This window comes from Streptomyces sp. NPDC052012, assembly GCF_040689265.1.
Classification (GTDB): domain Bacteria; phylum Actinomycetota; class Actinomycetes; order Streptomycetales; family Streptomycetaceae; genus Streptomyces.
In genome coordinates, this window is record NZ_JBFAXA010000028.1 from 79,756 (window position 1) to 97,807 (window position 18,052).

The following is an 18,052-nucleotide window of genomic DNA, read 5'->3' on the forward strand; positions in this document are numbered from 1 at the left end:
TGTCAGTGGCGGGATCTAGTTTCGATGGCATGACTCAGCAGGGGGTGCGCTGGACTGCGGACCAGGTGCTGGCACTGGCGCCTGACACCGCGTCACGCACAGCGGGAAGCAAACTCGGCGCGGCCGGGCCGTGGTCCGAGGCAGGCAGTTCCGGCGAGGGGACGGTGTGGGGGCTGTGCAAGGGAAGTGGCAGCAAGCCGTATCAGACGGTCGTCGACGTCGCGGACGGCTCCGGGCCCGCCTGCAAGTGCAGTTGCCCGAGTCGTAAGTTCCCGTGCAAGCACGCGCTCGGTCTGCTGCTGCTGTGGGCGGGCGGGGACGGTGCGGTACCGCGGGGCGAGGCGCCTGAGTGGGCGAAGGAGTGGATCGCGGGCCGGCGCATGCGCGCGGAGGGGGCGCGGTCCGCCGGCCCGTCCGGTCCCACCACGGGATCCGCGGACCCGGAGGCGGCGCGGCGCAGGGCGGAGCGCCGGGCCGAGCGGGTCACCGCGGGCGCGGCGGAGCTGGAGCAGCGGCTGGCGGATCTGCTCCGGGGCGGCCTGGCCTCGGCGGAGCAGTCCGGTTACGGGTTGTGGGAGGAGACGGCGGCCCGCATGGTCGACGCCCAGGCGCAGGGCCTCGCGGCCCGGGTGCGGGAGCTGGGGGCGATCCCGGGCACCGGTCCGGGCTGGCCGGTGCGGCTGCTGGAGGAGTGCGCGCTGCTCCATCTGCTCGACCAGGGCTGGCTGCGCCGGGAGCGGCTGCCGGAGGATCTGGCCGCGACGGTCCGCTCCCGCGTCGGTCTGCCCACGCAGGCGGACGGCCCGCCGGTGCGTGACCGCTGGCTGGTCCTCGCCCAGTACGACACGGCGGACGCCCGTCTGACGACCCGCCGCATCTGGCTGTACGGCACGGACTCGCGGCGGACGGCGCTCGTCCTCTCCTATGGTGCCGCAGGTCGCGCGCCGGAGCTCGCGCTGCCGGTGGGCCTGGCGCTGGACGCGGAGCTGTCCGCGTATCCGGGTGCCGGACAGCCGCGGGCGGTGCTGGGCGAGCGATTCGCGGCACCCGCACCGACGGCGGTGCGGCCCCCGGGGGTGACGACGGGCGGGGCCGCCGCCCGCTACGGCGACGCGCTGCGCGACGACCCGTGGCTGGATGCCGTCCCGGTGACGCTGGACCGGGTGATACCTGCCCCGGACGGCGACTCCTGGCAGCTCGCGGACGCCGACGAGGACGCGGCGCTGCCCCTCACCCCGGCCGCGCGCTCCCGTCCCGGCCTGTGGCGTCTGGTCGCCCTGTCGGGCGGCGCCCCGGTCAGGGTGTTCGGCGAGTGCGGCCATCAGGGATTCACCCCATTGGCGGCATGGCCGGACGGGCCCGGTGAGGTGGTGCCGCTGTGCTGAGCGACCCGCGGCACTTCCCTCTCGCGGCTCCCATCGGACCCATGCATTTTTCGGGCATCACTGGACACTCGGTGCACGTGAGTCTTCGACCGCTCCGGGACGCCCGACGGAAAGGAAGCTCATGAGCAGGACGACAGCCGCCGAGCCGTCGACGGGGGATGCGGCAGCGCCCACGGCGGGCTCCTGGGAAGAGCTCGTCACGACGGCGCTGCTGGGCACGGACCGGCGCACACCGCCCGGCGTCCCGCCCGGCCCCGGGGCTCCGTCGGCCCTGCTGGACGCGGCGGCGGTGGCGACCGTGCGGCGGAGGGCAGGTCTGCGGCCGGCCCGCGCGGCACAGCGTCCGCAGCCCGCCCCCGCGGACCCGCGTCCGCCGCTGCCGCCCGCCGCGGCGCGCAGGCTCACGATGCTGCTCGCCGACCGTCCCGGCACCTCCGGCACGGGCCGCCGGGGCACCGCACCGGATCTGATGGAGCTGCTCCCCCAGTGGCTCGCCGCGGCCAACGCCCACGGTTATGCGGCGCCGCCCGCGGCACTGCCCGCGCTGCTCGACGCCGCACGGGGCCGTACGGACCTGCGTCCGGCGGCACTGCGGTTCGCCGGGCCGCGCGCCCTGTGGCTGGCCCGGCTCAATCCGGACTGGCGGTTCGCCCTGCGCGCGACTCCGGGCGGCGCCTCGTCGCTGCCGGGGCCCGACGAGACGGAGCGAGTGCGGCAGCTGTGGCAGGAGGGCCTCTTCGCCGAACGCGTCGCCCTCCTCACCGCCCTGCGCTCCCGCTCACCGGCGGCCGCCCGCGAACTCCTCGCGACGACCTGGGCGACCGAGCGGGCCGAGGACCGGCTGATGTTCCTGGACTCGCTGCGCAGCGGTCTCGGCCCGGACGACGAGCCGTTCCTGGAGCAGGCCCTGGCCGACCGCAGCCGCAATGTCCGCGCGACGGCAGCCGAGTTGCTCTCGGCGCTGCCCGGTTCGGCGCTCGCGGAACGGATGGCGGTCCGGGCCGGGGCATGCGTGGCCGTGGACCGTACGCGGGAGACACCGACGATCGTCGTCGAGGCGCCGCACGAGTGCGATGCGGGCATGGAACGGGACGGCGTGGTGGCCAAGGCCCCGGCCGGGCGGGGCGAACGGTCGTGGTGGCTGGGCCAGTTGGTGGAGGCCGCACCGCTTCGCACCTGGTCGCGGCGGCTAGGCGGGCGGACGCCGCGGGAGATCGTGGCGCTGCCGGTGACGGACGACTGGCAGGGCGAGCTGCACGCGGCGTGGTGCCGGGCGGCGGTGCGGCAGCGGGACCCCGACTGGGCCCGTGCACTGCTCGGCGAGCCGTCCGCGCCGGAGGCCGGCGGCCCCGGAGCGGTGTCCCTGGCCGAACGCGCCAAGCTGCTGGCCACGCTGGGCGCCGGGGAACGGGCCGCGTGGGTGGCCGGCTTCATCGAGAAGCACGGACTGTCCGAGGCCTTTCAGCTGCTCGGGGTGTGTGCGGTGCCGTGGGCGCCGCCACTGGGACGTGCGGTCGTGGACGCGCTCAACATCGCGCGGGACGCGGGGAGTTATCCATGGAGCTTCAGCGGAGTCATGGGCCTGGCCGAACGCTGCCTCGACCCTTCCGAGGCAGGCCGGCTCGACGCGCTCCTGGCGATACCGGACGAGCCGGAGGACGCCTCGCCGGGCGCCGGGAGCTACTGGTCGGAGGCCTTCCAACGTCTGGTCACCACACTGCGCCTGCGCGCGGCGATGCTGGAGGAGCTGACCCCGGCCGAGGACTGAGCCCTCCCGCGCGCGGGGCGCGAGCCATACCCGGGTCGCGGGGCATACCCGGGTCGCGGGGCACACGCGGGCCGCGAGCCATACACGGGCCGCGAGACGGGAACGGGGCCCGAGCCATACACGGGCCGCGAGACGTGCGCGGGTCGCGAAGCCTGGGCGAGTCCCCGGAGTTGCGCGGATCCCCAGCCTTGCGCGGATCCCGAGACGTGCCCGGAGCACCAGACTTGCGCCGGTCCCGAGACATGCGCGACAAGCAAGACGTACGCGCCCAGCGAGACCTACGCGAGCAGCGAGGCAGGCACGGGACCTGCGAGGTGCCGGAGGATCGAGGCAGCCACGGGACCTGCGAGGTACCGGAGGATCGAGGCAGGCAAGGGACCTGCGAGGTGCAGGAAGGTCGAGGCAGGCAAGGGACGCGCGAGGTGTGCGAGGAGCTCGTAATGCCCCTCACCCCTCGCGATGTCACCCGCCGACGCCTCGGAGCCCTACGTCTCCGAGCCCTACGCCCCGGCCGGCTGGCGCACGTTGGTGCGGACCCAGTCCACGATCGACGCTGTGGTCGCGCCCGGTGTGAAGATCTCCGCGACGCCCTTCTCCTTCAGCGGAGGGATGTCTGCTTCGGGGATGATGCCGCCGCCGAAGACGAGGATGTCCGCCGCGTCCCGCTCCTTGAGCAGGTCGATCACCGCCGCGAAGAGAGTGTTGTGCGCGCCGGAGAGGATGGACAGCCCGATCGCGTCGGCGTCCTCCTGGATCGCGGTGTCGACGATCTGCTCGGGTGTCTGGTGGAGCCCGGTGTAGATGACCTCCATACCGGCGTCACGCAGGGCCCGCGCGATCACCTTGGCCCCGCGATCGTGGCCGTCGAGCCCCGGCTTGGCCACCACCACGCGGATCGGACCGGCTGCCACACCCATCACTGCCTCCATGAAGCGACTACATCCATCCGTACCGACAAGTACCGCACACATCGGTCAAGCCGTACACATCGCGCACGTCCGGAGACCCCGGCCAGAGCCGGCCGGGGAAGTGAACGAACGTTATCTCCAGCATCGCGCAACCGGCAGTTTCGCGGTGCAGAGCGAGGGGGAAATCACACGGTGGGACACGTTAGCCGCGCAGCGTTCCCCATCGAGCCGCCCGAGGATCGTCCGGTCCGCGCCCCGCGTGCCCATGCGGCACAGGGGCATCGGTGGGAACATGCGCATAAGGGATCCGCGACGAGGTCGCCGTACCGCCGCGCTCGGTCCGCGCGTCGTACACGAGCACCGTCGACCGCTTTCGCCGCGATTTCCCATGAGGGCACACGGGGGACAGGGCTGTCCTTCCGCGTGCCGACAGGAGGTCGGCCATGAAGGTCACCCAGGCAGCTCTTCCCTTCCTCCCGCTCTGCCGGCGCCTGCTGCCGAGCCGTTTGGCCGGGCTCTCCCTGGCATTGCTGAAGGCCACCGCCCTGGAGCTCGCGATCCTCGCGGGTCACCTTCTCCTCTATCCCGCCGGGATCGTCCAGGAGCGGCGGGGCTCGGCTCCCGCGCTCCCCGGACCGGGCGGTGCCGCCCAGCTGCCGACGGAGGCCAAGCCGCCGGTGGTGCTGCTGCACGGCTTCATCGACAACCGCTCGGTGTTCGTCCTGCTGCGCCGCAGCCTCGCCCAGCACGGCAGGCAGCAGATCGAGTCGCTCAACTACTCCCCGCTCACCTGCGACATCCGCATCGCCGCGGAGCTGCTGGGCCGGCACATAGAGGAGGTGTGCGAGCGCACGGGCAGCCGGCAGGTCGACGTGGTGGGACACAGCCTGGGCGGTCTGATCGCGCGGTACTACGTGCAGCGCCTGGGCGGTGACACCCGCGTGCGGACGCTGGTCACGCTGGGCACTCCGCACTCCGGCACCCGTGTGGCGCCCCTGGCCAACGCGCACCCCATCGTGCGCCAGATGCGCCCCGGCTCACCGGTGCTCGAGGAGCTCGCCCTGCCCTCCCCCGGCTGCCGTACGCACTTCTACGCCTTCTGGAGCGACCTCGACCACATCATGGACCCGCTGGAGGCGGCCTGCATCGACCACCCGGACCTGACCGCGCAGAACGTGCGGGTGAGCGGCGTCGGCCACCTCGCCCTGCCGGTGCACCCGGCGGTGGCGACCGGCATACGGCAGGCCCTGGACACGGCGCAACCGGGAGAGCCGACGACCGGCCACGCGGGCGGACTGACGGTGGCCTGAGCGGCCGCGGCGACACGCCCGGCCCGTCAGCCACCTGCCGAGTGCGGTCACACCGCCCGTTCACCCGAACAACATCCGGCCGACACAGCCGACTTACAGCCGCCGAACCACCCTTCACCTCGAACAAACTTCGAACATAGAGCCAAGACAGCGCCCGCAGTCCGCCAAAACCGAACCGAATGCCCGTTTCCTGCGCGCGCGAAACCTGCGGAAGATTGTCGTGCCCGCGTACCGCCGGGTACAGTCGCCGCACTGCTCTGGCAGCCCCTGTTGTCGAGGCGAAAGAGAAGTTGGTGAACGACCGTCACCCGTCGGGGACCATGGCCCCCGATCCGGCTTCCGACGCCGCCTCGGCGCACTACGCGTCGTACGGCACCCAGGAAGCCCAGTACGGCGACTTCACCACGTACAACGGCTACGACGCGAGCGGTTTTTCCGCCACCGCCTTCGGTACCGGCACCCACGCCACCACGAGCTTCGCCACCGACCCCCTCTTCGGCGACCTTCCGGGCAGCGGGCACGACACGGGCTCGTACGACACCGGGCACTGGCCCACGGACAGCCATACCGGCGGCCACTACGACGCGTACGCGGCCCAGCACTACGCCGCCTACGACACGGGCGTCTACGACACGACCCAATGGACCACCGGAGAGCAGCAGCTGCCGTTGATCCCCGCGCAGGGCACCTCGCCCGAGGTCAGCGGCCAGTGGGACGCGGGAGCCTGGCTCCAGCCCGACCAGTCGGGTGAGCCGGGCGGCCCCGGCGAGCACACCCAGCACTGGGACTGGGGCACCCAGACCTTCGACTCCGGCGTCTACGACGCCACCCAGTGGAACGGCGACGCCGCCCCGGCGCCGGAGACGTACGAGCAGCAGTCCGAGCCCGCCGACCCGCAGGCCACCGCCACCTTCGACCAGTCCGGCCACGCCGAGGAAGCCGGCCCGGCGCAGGCGTCGCCGGGCCCGGGCGACACCGGTGAACTGCCCCCCGTGACCCTGCTCGACGAGCAGGAGGAGATCGTCTCCGTCCCCGCGCCCCGTGCGGCCACCCGCTCCGGGTCCCGTTCCCGCCGCCGGACACCCCCCAAGCGCTCCGCGCTGCTGACGGTGGCTGTGCCGTCGGCGTGTGTGATGGGTGTCGCCGGGATCGCCGCGGCGTCGGTCGGCAGTCTGACGGAAGAGGGCGGCCAGGAGACCACCACCACGGCAGCGGACGCCCAGCCGGTGAAACCGTCCGCCGCCAACGTCAAGCTCGACACCCAGCTCGAGAGCCTCGCGGCCGGCGCCGACGACTTCGCCGACCGGGCCAGCCGCACCCAGGAACGCATCGACCTCAAGGCCCAGCAGGAAGCCGAACGCAAGCGGGCGGCCGAGGAGGCGGCCCGCAAGGAGCGGCTCCGTCCGAAGTTCGCGCTCCCGGTGGCCCAGCACGGACTGAGCGCGTACTACGGCCAGTCCGGCATCAACTGGATGTCCGTGCACACCGGCATCGACTTCCCCGTCACCTACGGCACCACGGTGATGGCCGCGACCGACGGCACGGTCCGCACCCAGTACAACAGCGCCTACGGCAACATGATGATCGTGACCGCGAAGGACGGCACGGAGACGTGGTACTGCCACCTCTCCACGTACCGGGTGCCCTCCGGCACGACGGTGAAGGCCGGCGATCCGATCGCGTACTCCGGCAACTCGGGCAACTCCACCGGACCGCACCTGCACTTCGAGGTCCGGCCGGGCGGCGGTTCGGCCATCGACCCGCTCGCGTGGCTGCGCAGCCACGGCCTCGAGCCGTCATAGCCGTCATAGCCATCAAGGCAGTCGTGTAGCCGTTCCGGAAAAGCCCCCGCGGTCAGGCGGGAGCCCCTCCGTCGGCCGAGAGGCCTCTCCGCTACAGCTTCTCCACCGGCGCGTACCGCAGCAGCAGCCGCTTCGGCTTGGTGTCCCCGAAGTCGATGGTCGCCTCGGCGTTCGCACCGGTGCCCTTCACCGCGACCACGGTGCCGAGCCCGAACTGATCGTGCGTCACCCGGTCCCCGACCGCCAGCGACACCACCGGCTTCTCCGCGGTGCGGCGGGTGGCGAAGCCCGACGCGCCCGAGGCCGACGAGCGGGAGCGGGACGAGGACAGCGAGGCCGCCACCCCTGATACCGGCCCGGACGGCTTCGGCGCGCTCGACCCCGTGCGCTTCCACTCGATGTGCGCGGCCGGGATCTCCTCCAGGAACCGCGAGGGCGGGTTGTACGAAGGCTGCCCCCACGCGCTGCGCAGGGTCGACCGGGTGAGGTAGAGCCGCTCCCGGGCCCGGGTGATGCCGACGTACGCCAGGCGCCGCTCCTCCTCCAGTTCCTTGGTCTCGCCGAGGGCGCGCATGTGCGGGAAGACGCCGTCCTCCATGCCGGTGAGGAAGACGACCGGGAACTCCAGGCCCTTGGCGGTGTGCAGGGTCATCAGGGTGATGACGCCGGAGCCGTCCTCGTCCTCCTCCGGGATCTGGTCGGAGTCGGCGACCAGCGCGACCTGCTCCAGGAAGTCGGCCAGCGTCCCGGCCTCTCCCTCCGCGCGCTCCTGCTCGAACTCCAGGGCCACGGCGGCGAGTTCCTGGAGGTTCTCGATGCGGGTCTCGTCCTGCGGATCGGTGGAGGCCTGCAACTCGGCCAGATAGCCGGTGCGTTCGAGCACCGCCTCCAGCACGGTCGCCGGTCCGGCGCCGGACTCGACGATCGTACGGAGTTCCTCCATCAGCGTGTTGAACCGCTTGACGGCGTTGGCGGAGCGCGCGGCCATGCCGTACGCCTCGTCGACGCGCTTCAGCGCCTGCGGGAAGCTGATCTTCTCCCGCTGGGCGAGGGCGTCGATCATGGCCTCCGCACGGTCGCCGATGCCCCGCTTGGGGACGTTGAGGATGCGGCGCAGCGGCACCGAATCCTCGGGGTTGGCGAGCACGCGCAGGTAGGCCAGGACGTCCCGGACCTCCTTGCGCTCGTAGAAGCGGACGCCGCCGACGACCTTGTAGGGCAGGCCGACGCGGATGAAGACCTCTTCGAAGACACGGGACTGGGCGTTGGTGCGGTAGAAGACGGCGACGTCGCCCGCCTTCGCCTCGCCCGCGTCGACCAGGCGGTCTATCTCGTCGGCGACGAACTGCGCCTCGTCGTGCTCGGTGTCCGCGACGTAGCCGGTGATCAGGGAGCCCGCGCCCGCGTTGGTCCACAGGTTCTTGGGGCGGCGGGAGGCGTTGCGCTCGATGACCGCGTTGGCGGCGCTCAGGATGGTCTGGGTGGAGCGGTAGTTCTGCTCCAGCAGGATCGTGGTCGCCTCCGGGTAGTCCTCCTCGAACTGGAGGATGTTGCGGATCGTCGCACCGCGGAAGGCGTAGATCGACTGGTCGGCGTCACCCACGACGCACAGCTCGGCGGGCGGGGTCTCGGCCTCGGGCGGCACGTCGACGGGGTGCTCCGAGGTGCCGACCAGCTCCCGCACCAGGGCGTACTGGGCGTGGTTGGTGTCCTGGTACTCGTCGACGAGGACGTGACGGAAACGGCGGCGGTAGTGCTCGGCGACGTCCGGGAAGGCGCGGAGCAGGTTGACCGTCGTCATGATCAGGTCGTCGAAGTCGAGGGCGTTCGCCTCGCGCAGCCGCGACTGGTAGAGGGCGTAGGCCTGGGCGAGGGTCTTCTCGAAGCCGTCGGACGCCTGGGCGGCGAAGTCCTCCTCGTCGATCAGCTCGTTCTTCAGGTTGCTGATCTTGGCGCTGAAGGACTTCGGCGGGAAACGCTTGGGGTCCAGGTCGAGATCACGGCAGACCAGGGCCATCAGGCGCTTGGAGTCCGCGGCGTCGTAGATCGAGAACGACGACGTGAAGCCGAGCTTCTTGGACTCCCGGCGCAGGATGCGCACGCACGCGCTGTGGAAGGTCATCACCCACATCGCGTGGGCGCGCGGGCCGACGAGCTGCTCGACGCGCTCCTTCATCTCGCCGGCGGCCTTGTTGGTGAAGGTGATCGCGAGGATCTGTCCCGGGTGGACGTCCCGCTCCGCGAGCAGATAGGCGATGCGGTGGGTGAGCACCCGGGTCTTGCCGGAGCCGGCACCGGCCACGATGAGCAGCGGGGAGCCGGAGTGCACGACGGCGGCGCGCTGGTTGTCGTTCAGCCCGTCCAGGAGGGCAGCGGAGTCCGTCACCGGGCGCGGGGCGCCGTCGCGGTAGTACGCCTCCCGCTCCGGCGGCAGGTCGAACTTCCCGCCGAACAGATCGTCCGGGATCGGCTCCGGTACGTGATCGTCCTCGGGTGGTGGCGGCGGCTCGTCCGCGGGGCCCCGCTGGGCCTGGAGGTTCGCCAGGAAGCTGTCGTCAAAGAGGCTGCTCATCGCTCTCCGAGTCTAGGGCGCACCACCGACAGCCCGGGGCCGCCCTGGGAACATCCCCGGATTCGGCGACCCTCCCGCGCACGCCTCGCCTTCCGGCACGACCCGTGCAGCACACATGCACCCTGTGTGACCCGCGTCATCAGGTCACGAAAATGTATCGGGCATATCACCCACCAACCTTCACAGGGGCCACACCAGTTGGCTACGGTGCGGGCGGGCCGTACGACCCCCACCGGCGAACCTCGCCGGGCCGCACGGCCTCCGCCGAGTCCGTCACTGCCGCCCGCGGCAGCCGGAGCCGGGGACCCGACCGAGACCTGGGGTGAATCGGCTCACTCCCGCGCGGAGCGGCCGTAGGGCAACCCTTCCGAAGCACCAACCGCCCGAACCCGACAGCTAACCCGGTAGGCGGAACACGGAAGGAGTCGCCTCCCTTGGCGTCGCACCGCAAGTCACGCACCCCCGGCACGCGCGTGGCAGGCATACGCACCCCCGCCCTCGCCACGGCGGCCCTGACCTCCGTGGCCCTGCTGTCCCAGACGGCGGACGCCGCCCCCTCGGACGACAAGCCGAGCCTCGAAGAGGTCGAGAAGAAGGTCGACGACCTGTACCGGCAGGCGGAGTCGGCGACCGAGAAGTACAACGCGGCCAAGGAGAAGACCGCGAAGCAGCGCAAGCGCGTCGACACCCTCCTCGACGACGTCGCCCAGCGCACCCAGAAGCTCAACGAGGCGCGGGAGGAGCTGGGTTCCTACGCCGCCGCCCAGTACCGCACCGGCGCCGGTGTGTCGAACACCGCGACCTTCCTGCTCGCGGACTCGCCGCAGGACGTCTTCGACCAGAACCATCTGATGAGCCGGATGACCGGCCGCCAGAAGGAAGCGGTCGACGACTACGTCACGCAGCAGTCCGAGACGATGAAGAAGCGCAAGGAGGCCACCGAGAGCCTCGAGACGCTCACCGAGTCGCAGAGCGACCTGAGGACCGCCAAGGCCACGGTCCAGAAGAAGCTCGCCGACGCGCGTGAGCTGATGTCGAAGCTGACCGCCGAGGAGAAGGCGCGGCTCGCGGCGATCGAGAAGAAGAAGCAGGAGGAGGCCGCCCGCAAGGCCGCCGAGCTCGCCCGGCAGCAGGAGGAGCAGCGCGAGGCCCAGCAGGAGGCGGCCCAGCAGGAGGCGTCTCAGCAGGAGAGCGGCGGCTCGTCCGGTTCCGCCGGCACCACCACGCCGCCCGCGGCGGACTCGTCGTACTCCGTCAAGGCCGAGAAGGCCCTCGCCTTCGCCCGCGCGCAGATCGGCAAGCCGTACGTCTGGGGCGCCACCGGCCCCGGCTCCTACGACTGCTCAGGTCTGACCCAGGCCGCCTGGAAGGCCGCCGGGGTGACCATCCCGCGCACCACCTACGACCAGGTCGACGCCGGCACGACGGTCCCGGTGTCCCAGGCGCAGCCCGGTGACCTCGTCTTCTTCTACGACGACATCACCCACGTGGGCATCTACATCGGCAACGGCATGATGATCCACGCCCCGAAGCCGGGCACGTACGTGCGCGAGGAGTCGATCTACTACGACGGCGCGTCCTCGATCCACAGCGTGGTACGCCCTGCCTGACGCGGCCGGGGCGGGGCCTCTCCCGTCCGCCGCCCGGGTCCCGAGGCTGCGGACCAGGTCAGGTCCACAGCACCGCGATGAAGACGTTCGCCGTGGTCAGCAGGCCGACCAGGCCGAACAGTCCCTTGTCCACCTTCTCCTCGTCCCGCTTCACGTAGACCAGGCCCAGAATCACGATCAGCAGGGCCAGCTTCACGCCGATCTTGATGTTGTTCACGGGCTGGTCGTCGGCCTGGTTGAGACCGACCAGGATCACTCCGGTGACCAGCATCGTCAGCGCGCCGTGCAGCATGGCCGGGCCGAAGCGGGCGGTGCCCTCGCCCATCGCCTTCATCTGGGTGAGGAAACCGCCGAGGAGCGAGGCGATGCCGATGATGTGCAGGCCGACGAAGAGGTGGATGAGTACGTCCATGAGGCCGGAGCCTAGCCAGACGCCGCACCCCGACCGACACCGGCCCGAGTCGGCAAGCGGGCGCATATATGCACCCCATAGCACCACGGCCCCCGTGCTCCGCCCTCCTTCCTCACTTCGGTCAGCACGCTCAGTGAAGGCGTCGACGCAGCGCGGGGATCACGGTCACATACGGTCACCCACCGGTCCGCTCGCGCCACTTCCGCGCAAACCGTCACCCCTCCCGTGCGGCCGGGTCTAACGTCCTGCACCAGGTGACCGGCTCCCCACCGCCGCCCGGACCAGGGGCGGCCCCGGACACCACCGCCGAGAAGGTCCGGCGGCGGACCGCTCCCCCTGTGCGCACCGCCGCCGGACCCCCGGTCGCCCACCACGCAGGGTGCCCGGCGCCCGGACCAGGCGGTCGTCGGTCGTCGGAAGGGACGTGGATTCCGGATGGCAGCGCACCGCAAGCCCAGACAGCGCTCGGCCGGCGGCACCACAGCGCGTACGGCCGCCACCCTCGCCCTCGCCGGCGCGGCCACCGCGACCGGCCTCGACGGTGCGGGGCACGCCGAGCCGCAGCTCACACCCGAGCAGGCCAAGGCGCGGGTGGATCAGCTGTACCGGGAGGCGGAGGTCGCCACCGAGAAGTACAACGGCGCCAAGGAGAAGGCGGATGCGGCCCGGCAGCGGCTGCGCGACCTGCAGGACGAGGCCGCCCGCAAACAGGACCGGCTCAACTCGGCGCGAGCCGCCCTGGGTTCGGTCGCGACGGCCCAGTACCGCAGCGGCGGCCTCGACCCGGCCCTGCAACTCGTCCTCTCCGACGACCCCGACGGCTACCTGGAGGGCGCCGCGTTCGCCGAACGGGCGGGCAGCCGGCAGAACGCCGCCGTGGGGCGCGTCCGCGCACAGCTGAGGGAGATCGAGCAACTGCGCGGTGCCGCCCGCATCGAGCTGAAGTCCCTCACCTCCCGCCAGGCCGAACTCAAGCGGCACAAGAAGACGATCACCGGCAAGCTCGACGCGGCCCGCCGCCTGCTGTCCCGGCTGACGCCCGAGCAGCGCGCGGGGCTCAGCGACGGCACGGACCGCGCCTCACGCTCCTCGACGGCCGCCCGGGACGGCCTCACCGCACCCGGCTCCGCCACCTCCCAGGCCCCCAGCTCCCGCGCCGCACAGGCCGTCGCCTACGCCTACCGGAAGCTCGGCAGCCCCTATGTGTGGGGTGCGACCGGCCCCGACGCCTTCGACTGCTCCGGTCTGATCCAGGCCGCATACCGCTCCGCCGGCGTCTCCCTGCCCCGCACGACCTACGCGCAGATCAACGCGGGCCGCCGCGTCGCCCGCTCCGAACTCCTCCCCGGCGACCTCGTCTTCTTCTACTCCGGCATCAGTCACGTCGGCATCTACGTCGGCGACGGCCGCATGATCCACGCCCCGAACCCGTCGGCCCCGGTCCGCCTCGCCCCGATCGACGAGATGCCCTTCACAGGCGCGACCCGGGTGAGCTGAACCGGCCGGTCTCCCGCCGCCGCGCCTCAGACCAGCCGGCGCGCCGTGGCCCACCGCGTCAGCTCGTGCCGGTTGGACAGCTGGAGCTTGCGCAGCACCGCCGAGACATGCGACTCGACCGTCTTCACCGAGATGAACAGCTGCTTGGCGATCTCCTTGTACGCGTACCCTCGCGCGATCAGCCGGAGGACCTCGCGCTCGCGCTGGGTGAGCCGGTCGAGGTCCTCGTCGACCGGAGGGGCGTCGGTGGAGGCGAAGGCGTCCAGCACGAACCCGGCCAGGCGCGGCGAGAAGACCGCGTCTCCCTCCTGGACCCGGAAGATCGAGTCCACCAGATCGGTGCCGGTGATCGTCTTGGTCACGTATCCGCGGGCGCCGCCCCGGATCACGCCGATCACGTCCTCCGCCGCGTCCGACACGGACAGCGCGAGGAAGCGGACCGGCTGGTCGGTGTCGCCCATCAACGCGGCGCAGCGGCGCAGCACTTCGACGCCGCCGCCCCCGGGCAGGTGCACATCGAGCAGGACCACCTCGGGCCGGGTCGCGGTGATGACCGTGACCGCCTGGTCGACGTCCGCGGCCTCACCGACCACCTCCACACCCGTCTGCTCCGTCTGGCCGATCTCGGCCTGGACGCCGGTGCGGAACATGCGGTGGTCGTCGACGAGGACGACACGCACATGACGCCGTCCGGCGCCGGCCGGTGCCGCGGCCTCGGCCGCCTCCTCCGGTCCGGCCGTTCCGTTCGCCTCGGTCGGCTCGCTCATGACGTGTTCTCCGCCCTCTCCATCTCCAGCTCGACCTCCGTGCCGCCGTCCGGCACCGCGCGCAGCCGCGCCGTACCGCCGTTGCGCTCCATGCGGCCGATGATCGATTCTCTGACGCCCATGCGGTCGGCGGGTATCGAGTCGAGGTCGAAGCCGGGTCCGCGGTCCCGGACGGACACGAACACCGTTCTCCCCTCGACCTCGGCGTAGACCTGAACCGCACCGCCCTCGCCACCGTACTTGGCGGCGTTCACCATTGCCTCGCGCGCGGCCTGCATCTGCGCGGCCACCTTCTCGTCGAGCGGGCAGTCGCCGACCACCACGACCTCGATCGGGACGCCGTGCTTGTCCTCCACCTCGGCGGCATTGCGCCGCACCGCGTCGGCCAGGGTGGTGGGCTCGTCGGCCTCGTCCTTGCCGGTGCCCTCCGGCTTGTAGAGCCAGGTGCGCAGATCACGCTCCTGGGCCCGGGCGAGGCGGCGCACCTCGCCGGGGTTCTCCGCGTTGCGCTGGATCAGGGTGAGGGTGTGCAGCACCGAGTCGTGGACGTGGGCGGCGACCTCGGCCCGCTCCTGCGCGCGGATGCGCATCAGACGCTCCTGGGAGAGATCCTGCGTCATCCGCACGAGATAGGGGCCGGCGAGCAGCGTTATGCCGACGAGAACGGCGAGGGCCGCCTGGAGTACCGAGCCGAGATGGGCACCGGAGCCCTGCAGGACGAATATCCCGGAGACCCCCGCGGTCACCAGCAGCACTCCGGCGACGGCCCGCAGCAGCGTGACCGTGCGCCGGCGCCGGCCGACCTCGACCCAGCGGGCCCGGCGGGCGTTGTCCGCCTGCCGCCACACGAGCGCGACACCCGCGCCGACCAGCACCGTCGGCCACAGATAGGCCCGGGCTCCGTTCCCGAGGTTCACATTGCCCACGAACACCATGGCCACGACGACCATGAGGAGCAGGGCGACGATCTGGCCCTTGTCCGGTCTGCGGGTGACGAGCCGGCGCCGGCCGTCCGGCGATATCTCCGTCGTGACCAGCGAGGGCGGCTTCTGCGCGTCCACGCCGCCGACGCCCAGCGGGACGAAGAACCAGAACGCGGCGTACAGCAGCGCGCCGAGGCCGTCGGCCATGAACAGGCCGACGAACACGAGCCGTACCCAGATCACGGGCAGCCCGAGGTGTCCGGCGAGCCCCCGCGCCACACCACCCAGCCAGCGTCCGTCACTGCTGCGGTAGAGCTTGCGCGGCGGCCGCGGCTCGGCGATGGGCGCTGCTGCGGCTTCCGACATGCCATTGATGGTCACACGCCCGCCCGGCCGGAGCATCAGGGTCGGCCCCGGAGACTCCCCTGATCTCCGCGGCCCGCGCCCGTCGAACACTCCCCCGGCCTCCGCTCAGGGCCGATATCAGGGTCGGCCCAGGGTTGTTCCGACTGCCGCCGGGCCGTCTCGCCCGTCACCATGGACGCATGACAGATCACCAGCCCGCCGCGACGGGTCCGGGACCCGGCTCCGGCCCGCGCCCCGACCAGGGCACCGGGCCGCAGGATGCCGCGCCCGCCGCGGCCCACGCGCGCGCACACGAGCACGCGGGCGCGCGCGAGAAGGAAGGAGCGACAGCGGGAGCGACCGCCCCGCCACCGGCCGAGCCGGGCGAGACCGCACCCCAGCCGCCCCAGCCCTTCCGGCGCGACCGCCGGCACAAGATGCTCGGCGGGGTCTGCGCCGGGCTCGGCCGGCAGTGCGACATGGACCCGGTGATCTTCCGGATCACCCTCGCGGTGCTCGCGGCCACCGGCGGCCTCGGCCTGATCTTCTACGGCTTCGTCTGGCTCTTCGTGCCCTACGACGACGAGGAGGAGCACGAGTTCCGCAGGCTGCTCACCGGCCGGGTCGAGGGCCACACACTGACGGCTGTGCTGTTCGCGCTGGTCGGCTGCGGCGTCTTCCTGACCATGCTGAACAACGGCGGCGTGCTGAGCTTCGCCGTCATACTGTCCATCCTGCTCGCCGGTGCCGGCTACTGGTCACGGCACCGCGGCGCCCCCAGCCCCGACCCCCTGGCCGCCCAGGCCACGGCCGACGCCCCGCCGGAGCCGCAGGCCCCGCCGATCCCCACCGCGTTCCCTTCCTGGTGGCGCGACCCCATCGTCAAGGACGGCACCCACATCGGCGGCACCGGATATCTCTGGGGTCCGCAGGACTCCCGCGACCGGGACGTCGCCGCAGCGATCAACATCAGCCTGGGCACCCACACCGGCACCGACCCGTACGCCCCCCGCCCCCACACTCCGAAGCCGCGCGGCCCCCGGTGGATCGGCGGCTGGGTCTTCCTCCTGGCCCTGGCGGCGGCCTTCCTCGGCACCGGCCTCACGTGGGACGAACACCCCCTGGGCACCAGCCTGCAGACCGGGCTGGCCTGCGCCCTCGCCGTCTTCGGCCTCGGGATCGCCCTCAGCGCGTTCCTGGGCCGCACCGGCGCCGGATCCATCATCCTCGCGATCATCACCGCGGGCCTGCTCGCCGCGTCGGCCGCCCTGCCGAAGGACGTCGGCACCGACTGGAGACGCACGAGCTGGGAGCCCACATCGGTCGCACAGATACGCCCGACCTACGAACTGGGCACCGGCACCGGCACGCTGGACCTGTCCGGCATACGGGTGCCGTCGGGCAGGACGGTGGCGACGACGGCGGACGTGGGCCTGGGCCGGATCCATGTGATCGTCCCGCAGGACGTGACCGTGAAGCTGAGCATCGACGTGGGACTCGGCGACATCCAGTTGCCGGGCGACGACACGAAGGACGTGGACGTGGCACCGGGCAAGCAGAGGCAGCTGACCCTCGAACCGCCCCCGGGCGTCGACAAGGCCGGCACGCTCGACCTGAAGCTCCAGGTCGGCGCGGGACAGGCGGAGGTGAGCCGTGCTACGTCATGAGTTCCAGCCCGGCCGGCTGGTCGCCGGCACCTTCCTCACCCTCGCCGGAGTCATGTACGCCGGCGACGCGGGCGGCGCCTGGGAGACCCCGTGGTTCGTGATCGTCCCCGTCGTCACCGGCGGCCTGTGCCTGGCAGGGGCAGTGGCCCTCGTCACCGGCCTCATACGCAGACGCAGAGAACCGGACACCCCGCGCTGACGGGGCTAGTAGCTCCCCACCCGCTGCCGTCGCCGCGCCCGCAGTGCGGAGTCCACGGACAGCAGGGGAGCACCGGCCAGCACCAGCGGAATCCAGGCCATGAGGTAGGGGAGGTCGTTCCCGTAGTAGTACGGGTCGGAGGCCCAGCTCACGGTGAGCCACAGGCTGAGCGAGATCAGCGCGCCCCCGAGGGCGGCCAGCCGCGTGAGCAGCCCGAGCAGCGTGCCGATCCCCACGGCCAGCTCGCCGAAGGCGATGGCGTAACCGAACGCGACAGGGTTCTCCAGGGCCAGGTCGACCATCGCCGGAATGGCGGAGGAGTCCCGGACTCCCCGCATCATCTCGCCGATGGATCCCGCACCCGCATCCTTCATGAACGCACTGTCGGTCAGCTTGTCGAGGCCCGCGTAGATGAAGGTCACCCCCAGGAAGATCCTGAGGGGAACCAGCGCAAAGCGAGTGGCGGTGTCCCGCCAGTCCCTGTCGCCATCGACGTGGGGGCTGTACGTGTCCGACCGCATACCGTGAGTCATCGCTACCTGCCGCCTCTCGCTGCGCTGCCGAGACCCCCTCAAGAGACCATACGTACGACAATCAGCCCCGGCTCAATCCTGAGAACCGCGTTTTTCTCCCCCGCCCCTGAGAAACGCCGACTACGAGGTGGCCCAACGTCGGGGCCCGACTGCCCGCAGCTAGGACGGGAACGCCAGCCCGCAGCTACGCGCGTATGACGCCCCGCAGCCGCCCTCGGCACTCAGGCACAGCGCACCGTGGGCGTGCCGCAGGCGCACGCGGCGGGGAGGGGACGGGGCGGTGGTGTCCGCCCGCAGCGGCTGGCGCGTCAACACCCCCGCTTCCTGAGTGACCGATTCCGCGCCAGACCGAGG

Annotated in this window: 14 protein-coding genes and 1 riboswitch; of the genes, 8 read left to right on the forward strand and 6 right to left on the reverse strand. The window is 71.9% G+C overall.

The window, feature by feature from the left end; translation table 11 throughout:
* Nucleotides 1–29: 29 nt before the first annotated feature.
* Both AB0412_RS31265 and AB0412_RS31270 read left to right on the forward strand, forming a co-directional pair.
* On the forward strand, nucleotides 30–1,385 hold the full coding sequence (locus AB0412_RS31265) for an SWIM zinc finger family protein (RefSeq protein WP_366405961.1): 1,356 nt from the start codon (nucleotides 30–32) through the stop codon (nucleotides 1,383–1,385).
* 121 nt (nucleotides 1,386–1,506) lie between these two features.
* Nucleotides 1,507–3,153, forward strand: coding sequence for a DUF5691 domain-containing protein (locus AB0412_RS31270; RefSeq protein ID WP_366405962.1), 1,647 nt, complete (start codon nucleotides 1,507–1,509; stop codon nucleotides 3,151–3,153).
* Between the two features lie 500 nt (nucleotides 3,154–3,653).
* Here AB0412_RS31270 and AB0412_RS31275 read toward each other — a convergent pair whose 3' ends face one another.
* Nucleotides 3,654–4,070, reverse strand: a complete 417-nt coding sequence (locus tag AB0412_RS31275) for a cobalamin B12-binding domain-containing protein (RefSeq protein WP_366405963.1) — start codon at nucleotides 4,068–4,070, stop codon at nucleotides 3,654–3,656.
* A 434-nt stretch (nucleotides 4,071–4,504) separates the two neighbouring features.
* On the opposite strand from AB0412_RS31275, the gene AB0412_RS31280 reads away from it, so the two are divergent.
* Together AB0412_RS31280 and AB0412_RS31285 are read left to right on the forward strand one after the other, a co-directional pair.
* Nucleotides 4,505–5,371 (forward strand): alpha/beta fold hydrolase, encoded by an 867-nt coding sequence (locus AB0412_RS31280; protein WP_366405964.1) that lies wholly within the window; start codon nucleotides 4,505–4,507, stop codon nucleotides 5,369–5,371.
* A gap of 179 nt (nucleotides 5,372–5,550) precedes the next feature.
* Nucleotides 5,551–7,173 carry a M23 family metallopeptidase gene (locus AB0412_RS31285; protein WP_366405965.1) on the forward strand — a complete coding sequence of 541 codons (1,623 nt, stop codon included), beginning with the start codon at nucleotides 5,551–5,553 and terminating at the stop codon, nucleotides 7,171–7,173.
* 91 nt (nucleotides 7,174–7,264) lie between these two features.
* Here AB0412_RS31285 and pcrA read toward each other — a convergent pair whose 3' ends face one another.
* Nucleotides 7,265–9,745 (reverse strand): DNA helicase PcrA, encoded by a 2,481-nt coding sequence (gene pcrA / locus AB0412_RS31290; RefSeq protein WP_366405966.1) that lies wholly within the window; start codon nucleotides 9,743–9,745, stop codon nucleotides 7,265–7,267.
* Nucleotides 9,746–9,997: 252 nt separating this feature from the next.
* Nucleotides 9,998–10,171, forward strand: a riboswitch (cyclic di-AMP (ydaO/yuaA leader).
* 8 nt (nucleotides 10,172–10,179) lie between these two features.
* Between pcrA and AB0412_RS31295 the strand changes: the two genes are divergently transcribed.
* Nucleotides 10,180–11,355 carry an NlpC/P60 family protein gene (locus AB0412_RS31295; RefSeq protein ID WP_366405967.1) on the forward strand — a complete coding sequence of 392 codons (1,176 nt, stop codon included), beginning with the start codon at nucleotides 10,180–10,182 and terminating at the stop codon, nucleotides 11,353–11,355.
* A 58-nt stretch (nucleotides 11,356–11,413) separates the two neighbouring features.
* Here the strand turns inward: AB0412_RS31295 and AB0412_RS31300 are convergent, their stop codons facing one another.
* On the reverse strand, nucleotides 11,414–11,767 hold the full coding sequence (locus tag AB0412_RS31300; RefSeq protein ID WP_366405968.1) for a hypothetical protein: 354 nt from the start codon (nucleotides 11,765–11,767) through the stop codon (nucleotides 11,414–11,416).
* A 435-nt stretch (nucleotides 11,768–12,202) separates the two neighbouring features.
* On the opposite strand from AB0412_RS31300, the gene AB0412_RS31305 reads away from it, so the two are divergent.
* Nucleotides 12,203–13,264 (forward strand): NlpC/P60 family protein, encoded by a 1,062-nt coding sequence (locus tag AB0412_RS31305; protein WP_366405969.1) that lies wholly within the window; start codon nucleotides 12,203–12,205, stop codon nucleotides 13,262–13,264.
* Nucleotides 13,265–13,290: 26 nt separating this feature from the next.
* Here AB0412_RS31305 and AB0412_RS31310 read toward each other — a convergent pair whose 3' ends face one another.
* On the reverse strand, nucleotides 13,291–14,031 hold the full coding sequence (locus AB0412_RS31310; RefSeq protein ID WP_366405970.1) for a response regulator transcription factor: 741 nt from the start codon (nucleotides 14,029–14,031) through the stop codon (nucleotides 13,291–13,293).
* Nucleotides 14,028–15,320, reverse strand: a complete 1,293-nt coding sequence (locus AB0412_RS31315; protein ID WP_366405971.1) for a PspC domain-containing protein — start codon at nucleotides 15,318–15,320, stop codon at nucleotides 14,028–14,030. Before AB0412_RS31315 ends, AB0412_RS31310 begins: the two co-directional genes overlap by 4 nt.
* Before the next feature lie 179 nt (nucleotides 15,321–15,499).
* Here AB0412_RS31315 and AB0412_RS31320 point away from each other — a divergent pair, with 179 nt between their 5' ends.
* On the forward strand, nucleotides 15,500–16,966 hold the full coding sequence (locus AB0412_RS31320) for a PspC domain-containing protein (protein ID WP_366405972.1): 1,467 nt from the start codon (nucleotides 15,500–15,502) through the stop codon (nucleotides 16,964–16,966).
* Nucleotides 16,953–17,165, forward strand: a complete 213-nt coding sequence (locus AB0412_RS31325) for a hypothetical protein (protein WP_366405973.1) — start codon at nucleotides 16,953–16,955, stop codon at nucleotides 17,163–17,165. The genes AB0412_RS31320 and AB0412_RS31325 overlap by 14 nt, the downstream gene beginning before the upstream one ends.
* Before the next feature lie 5 nt (nucleotides 17,166–17,170).
* On the opposite strand, the gene AB0412_RS31330 is transcribed toward AB0412_RS31325, so the two are convergent.
* Nucleotides 17,171–17,698, reverse strand: coding sequence for a DoxX family membrane protein (locus AB0412_RS31330; protein WP_366405974.1), 528 nt, complete (start codon nucleotides 17,696–17,698; stop codon nucleotides 17,171–17,173).
* Nucleotides 17,699–18,052 lie beyond the last annotated feature (354 nt).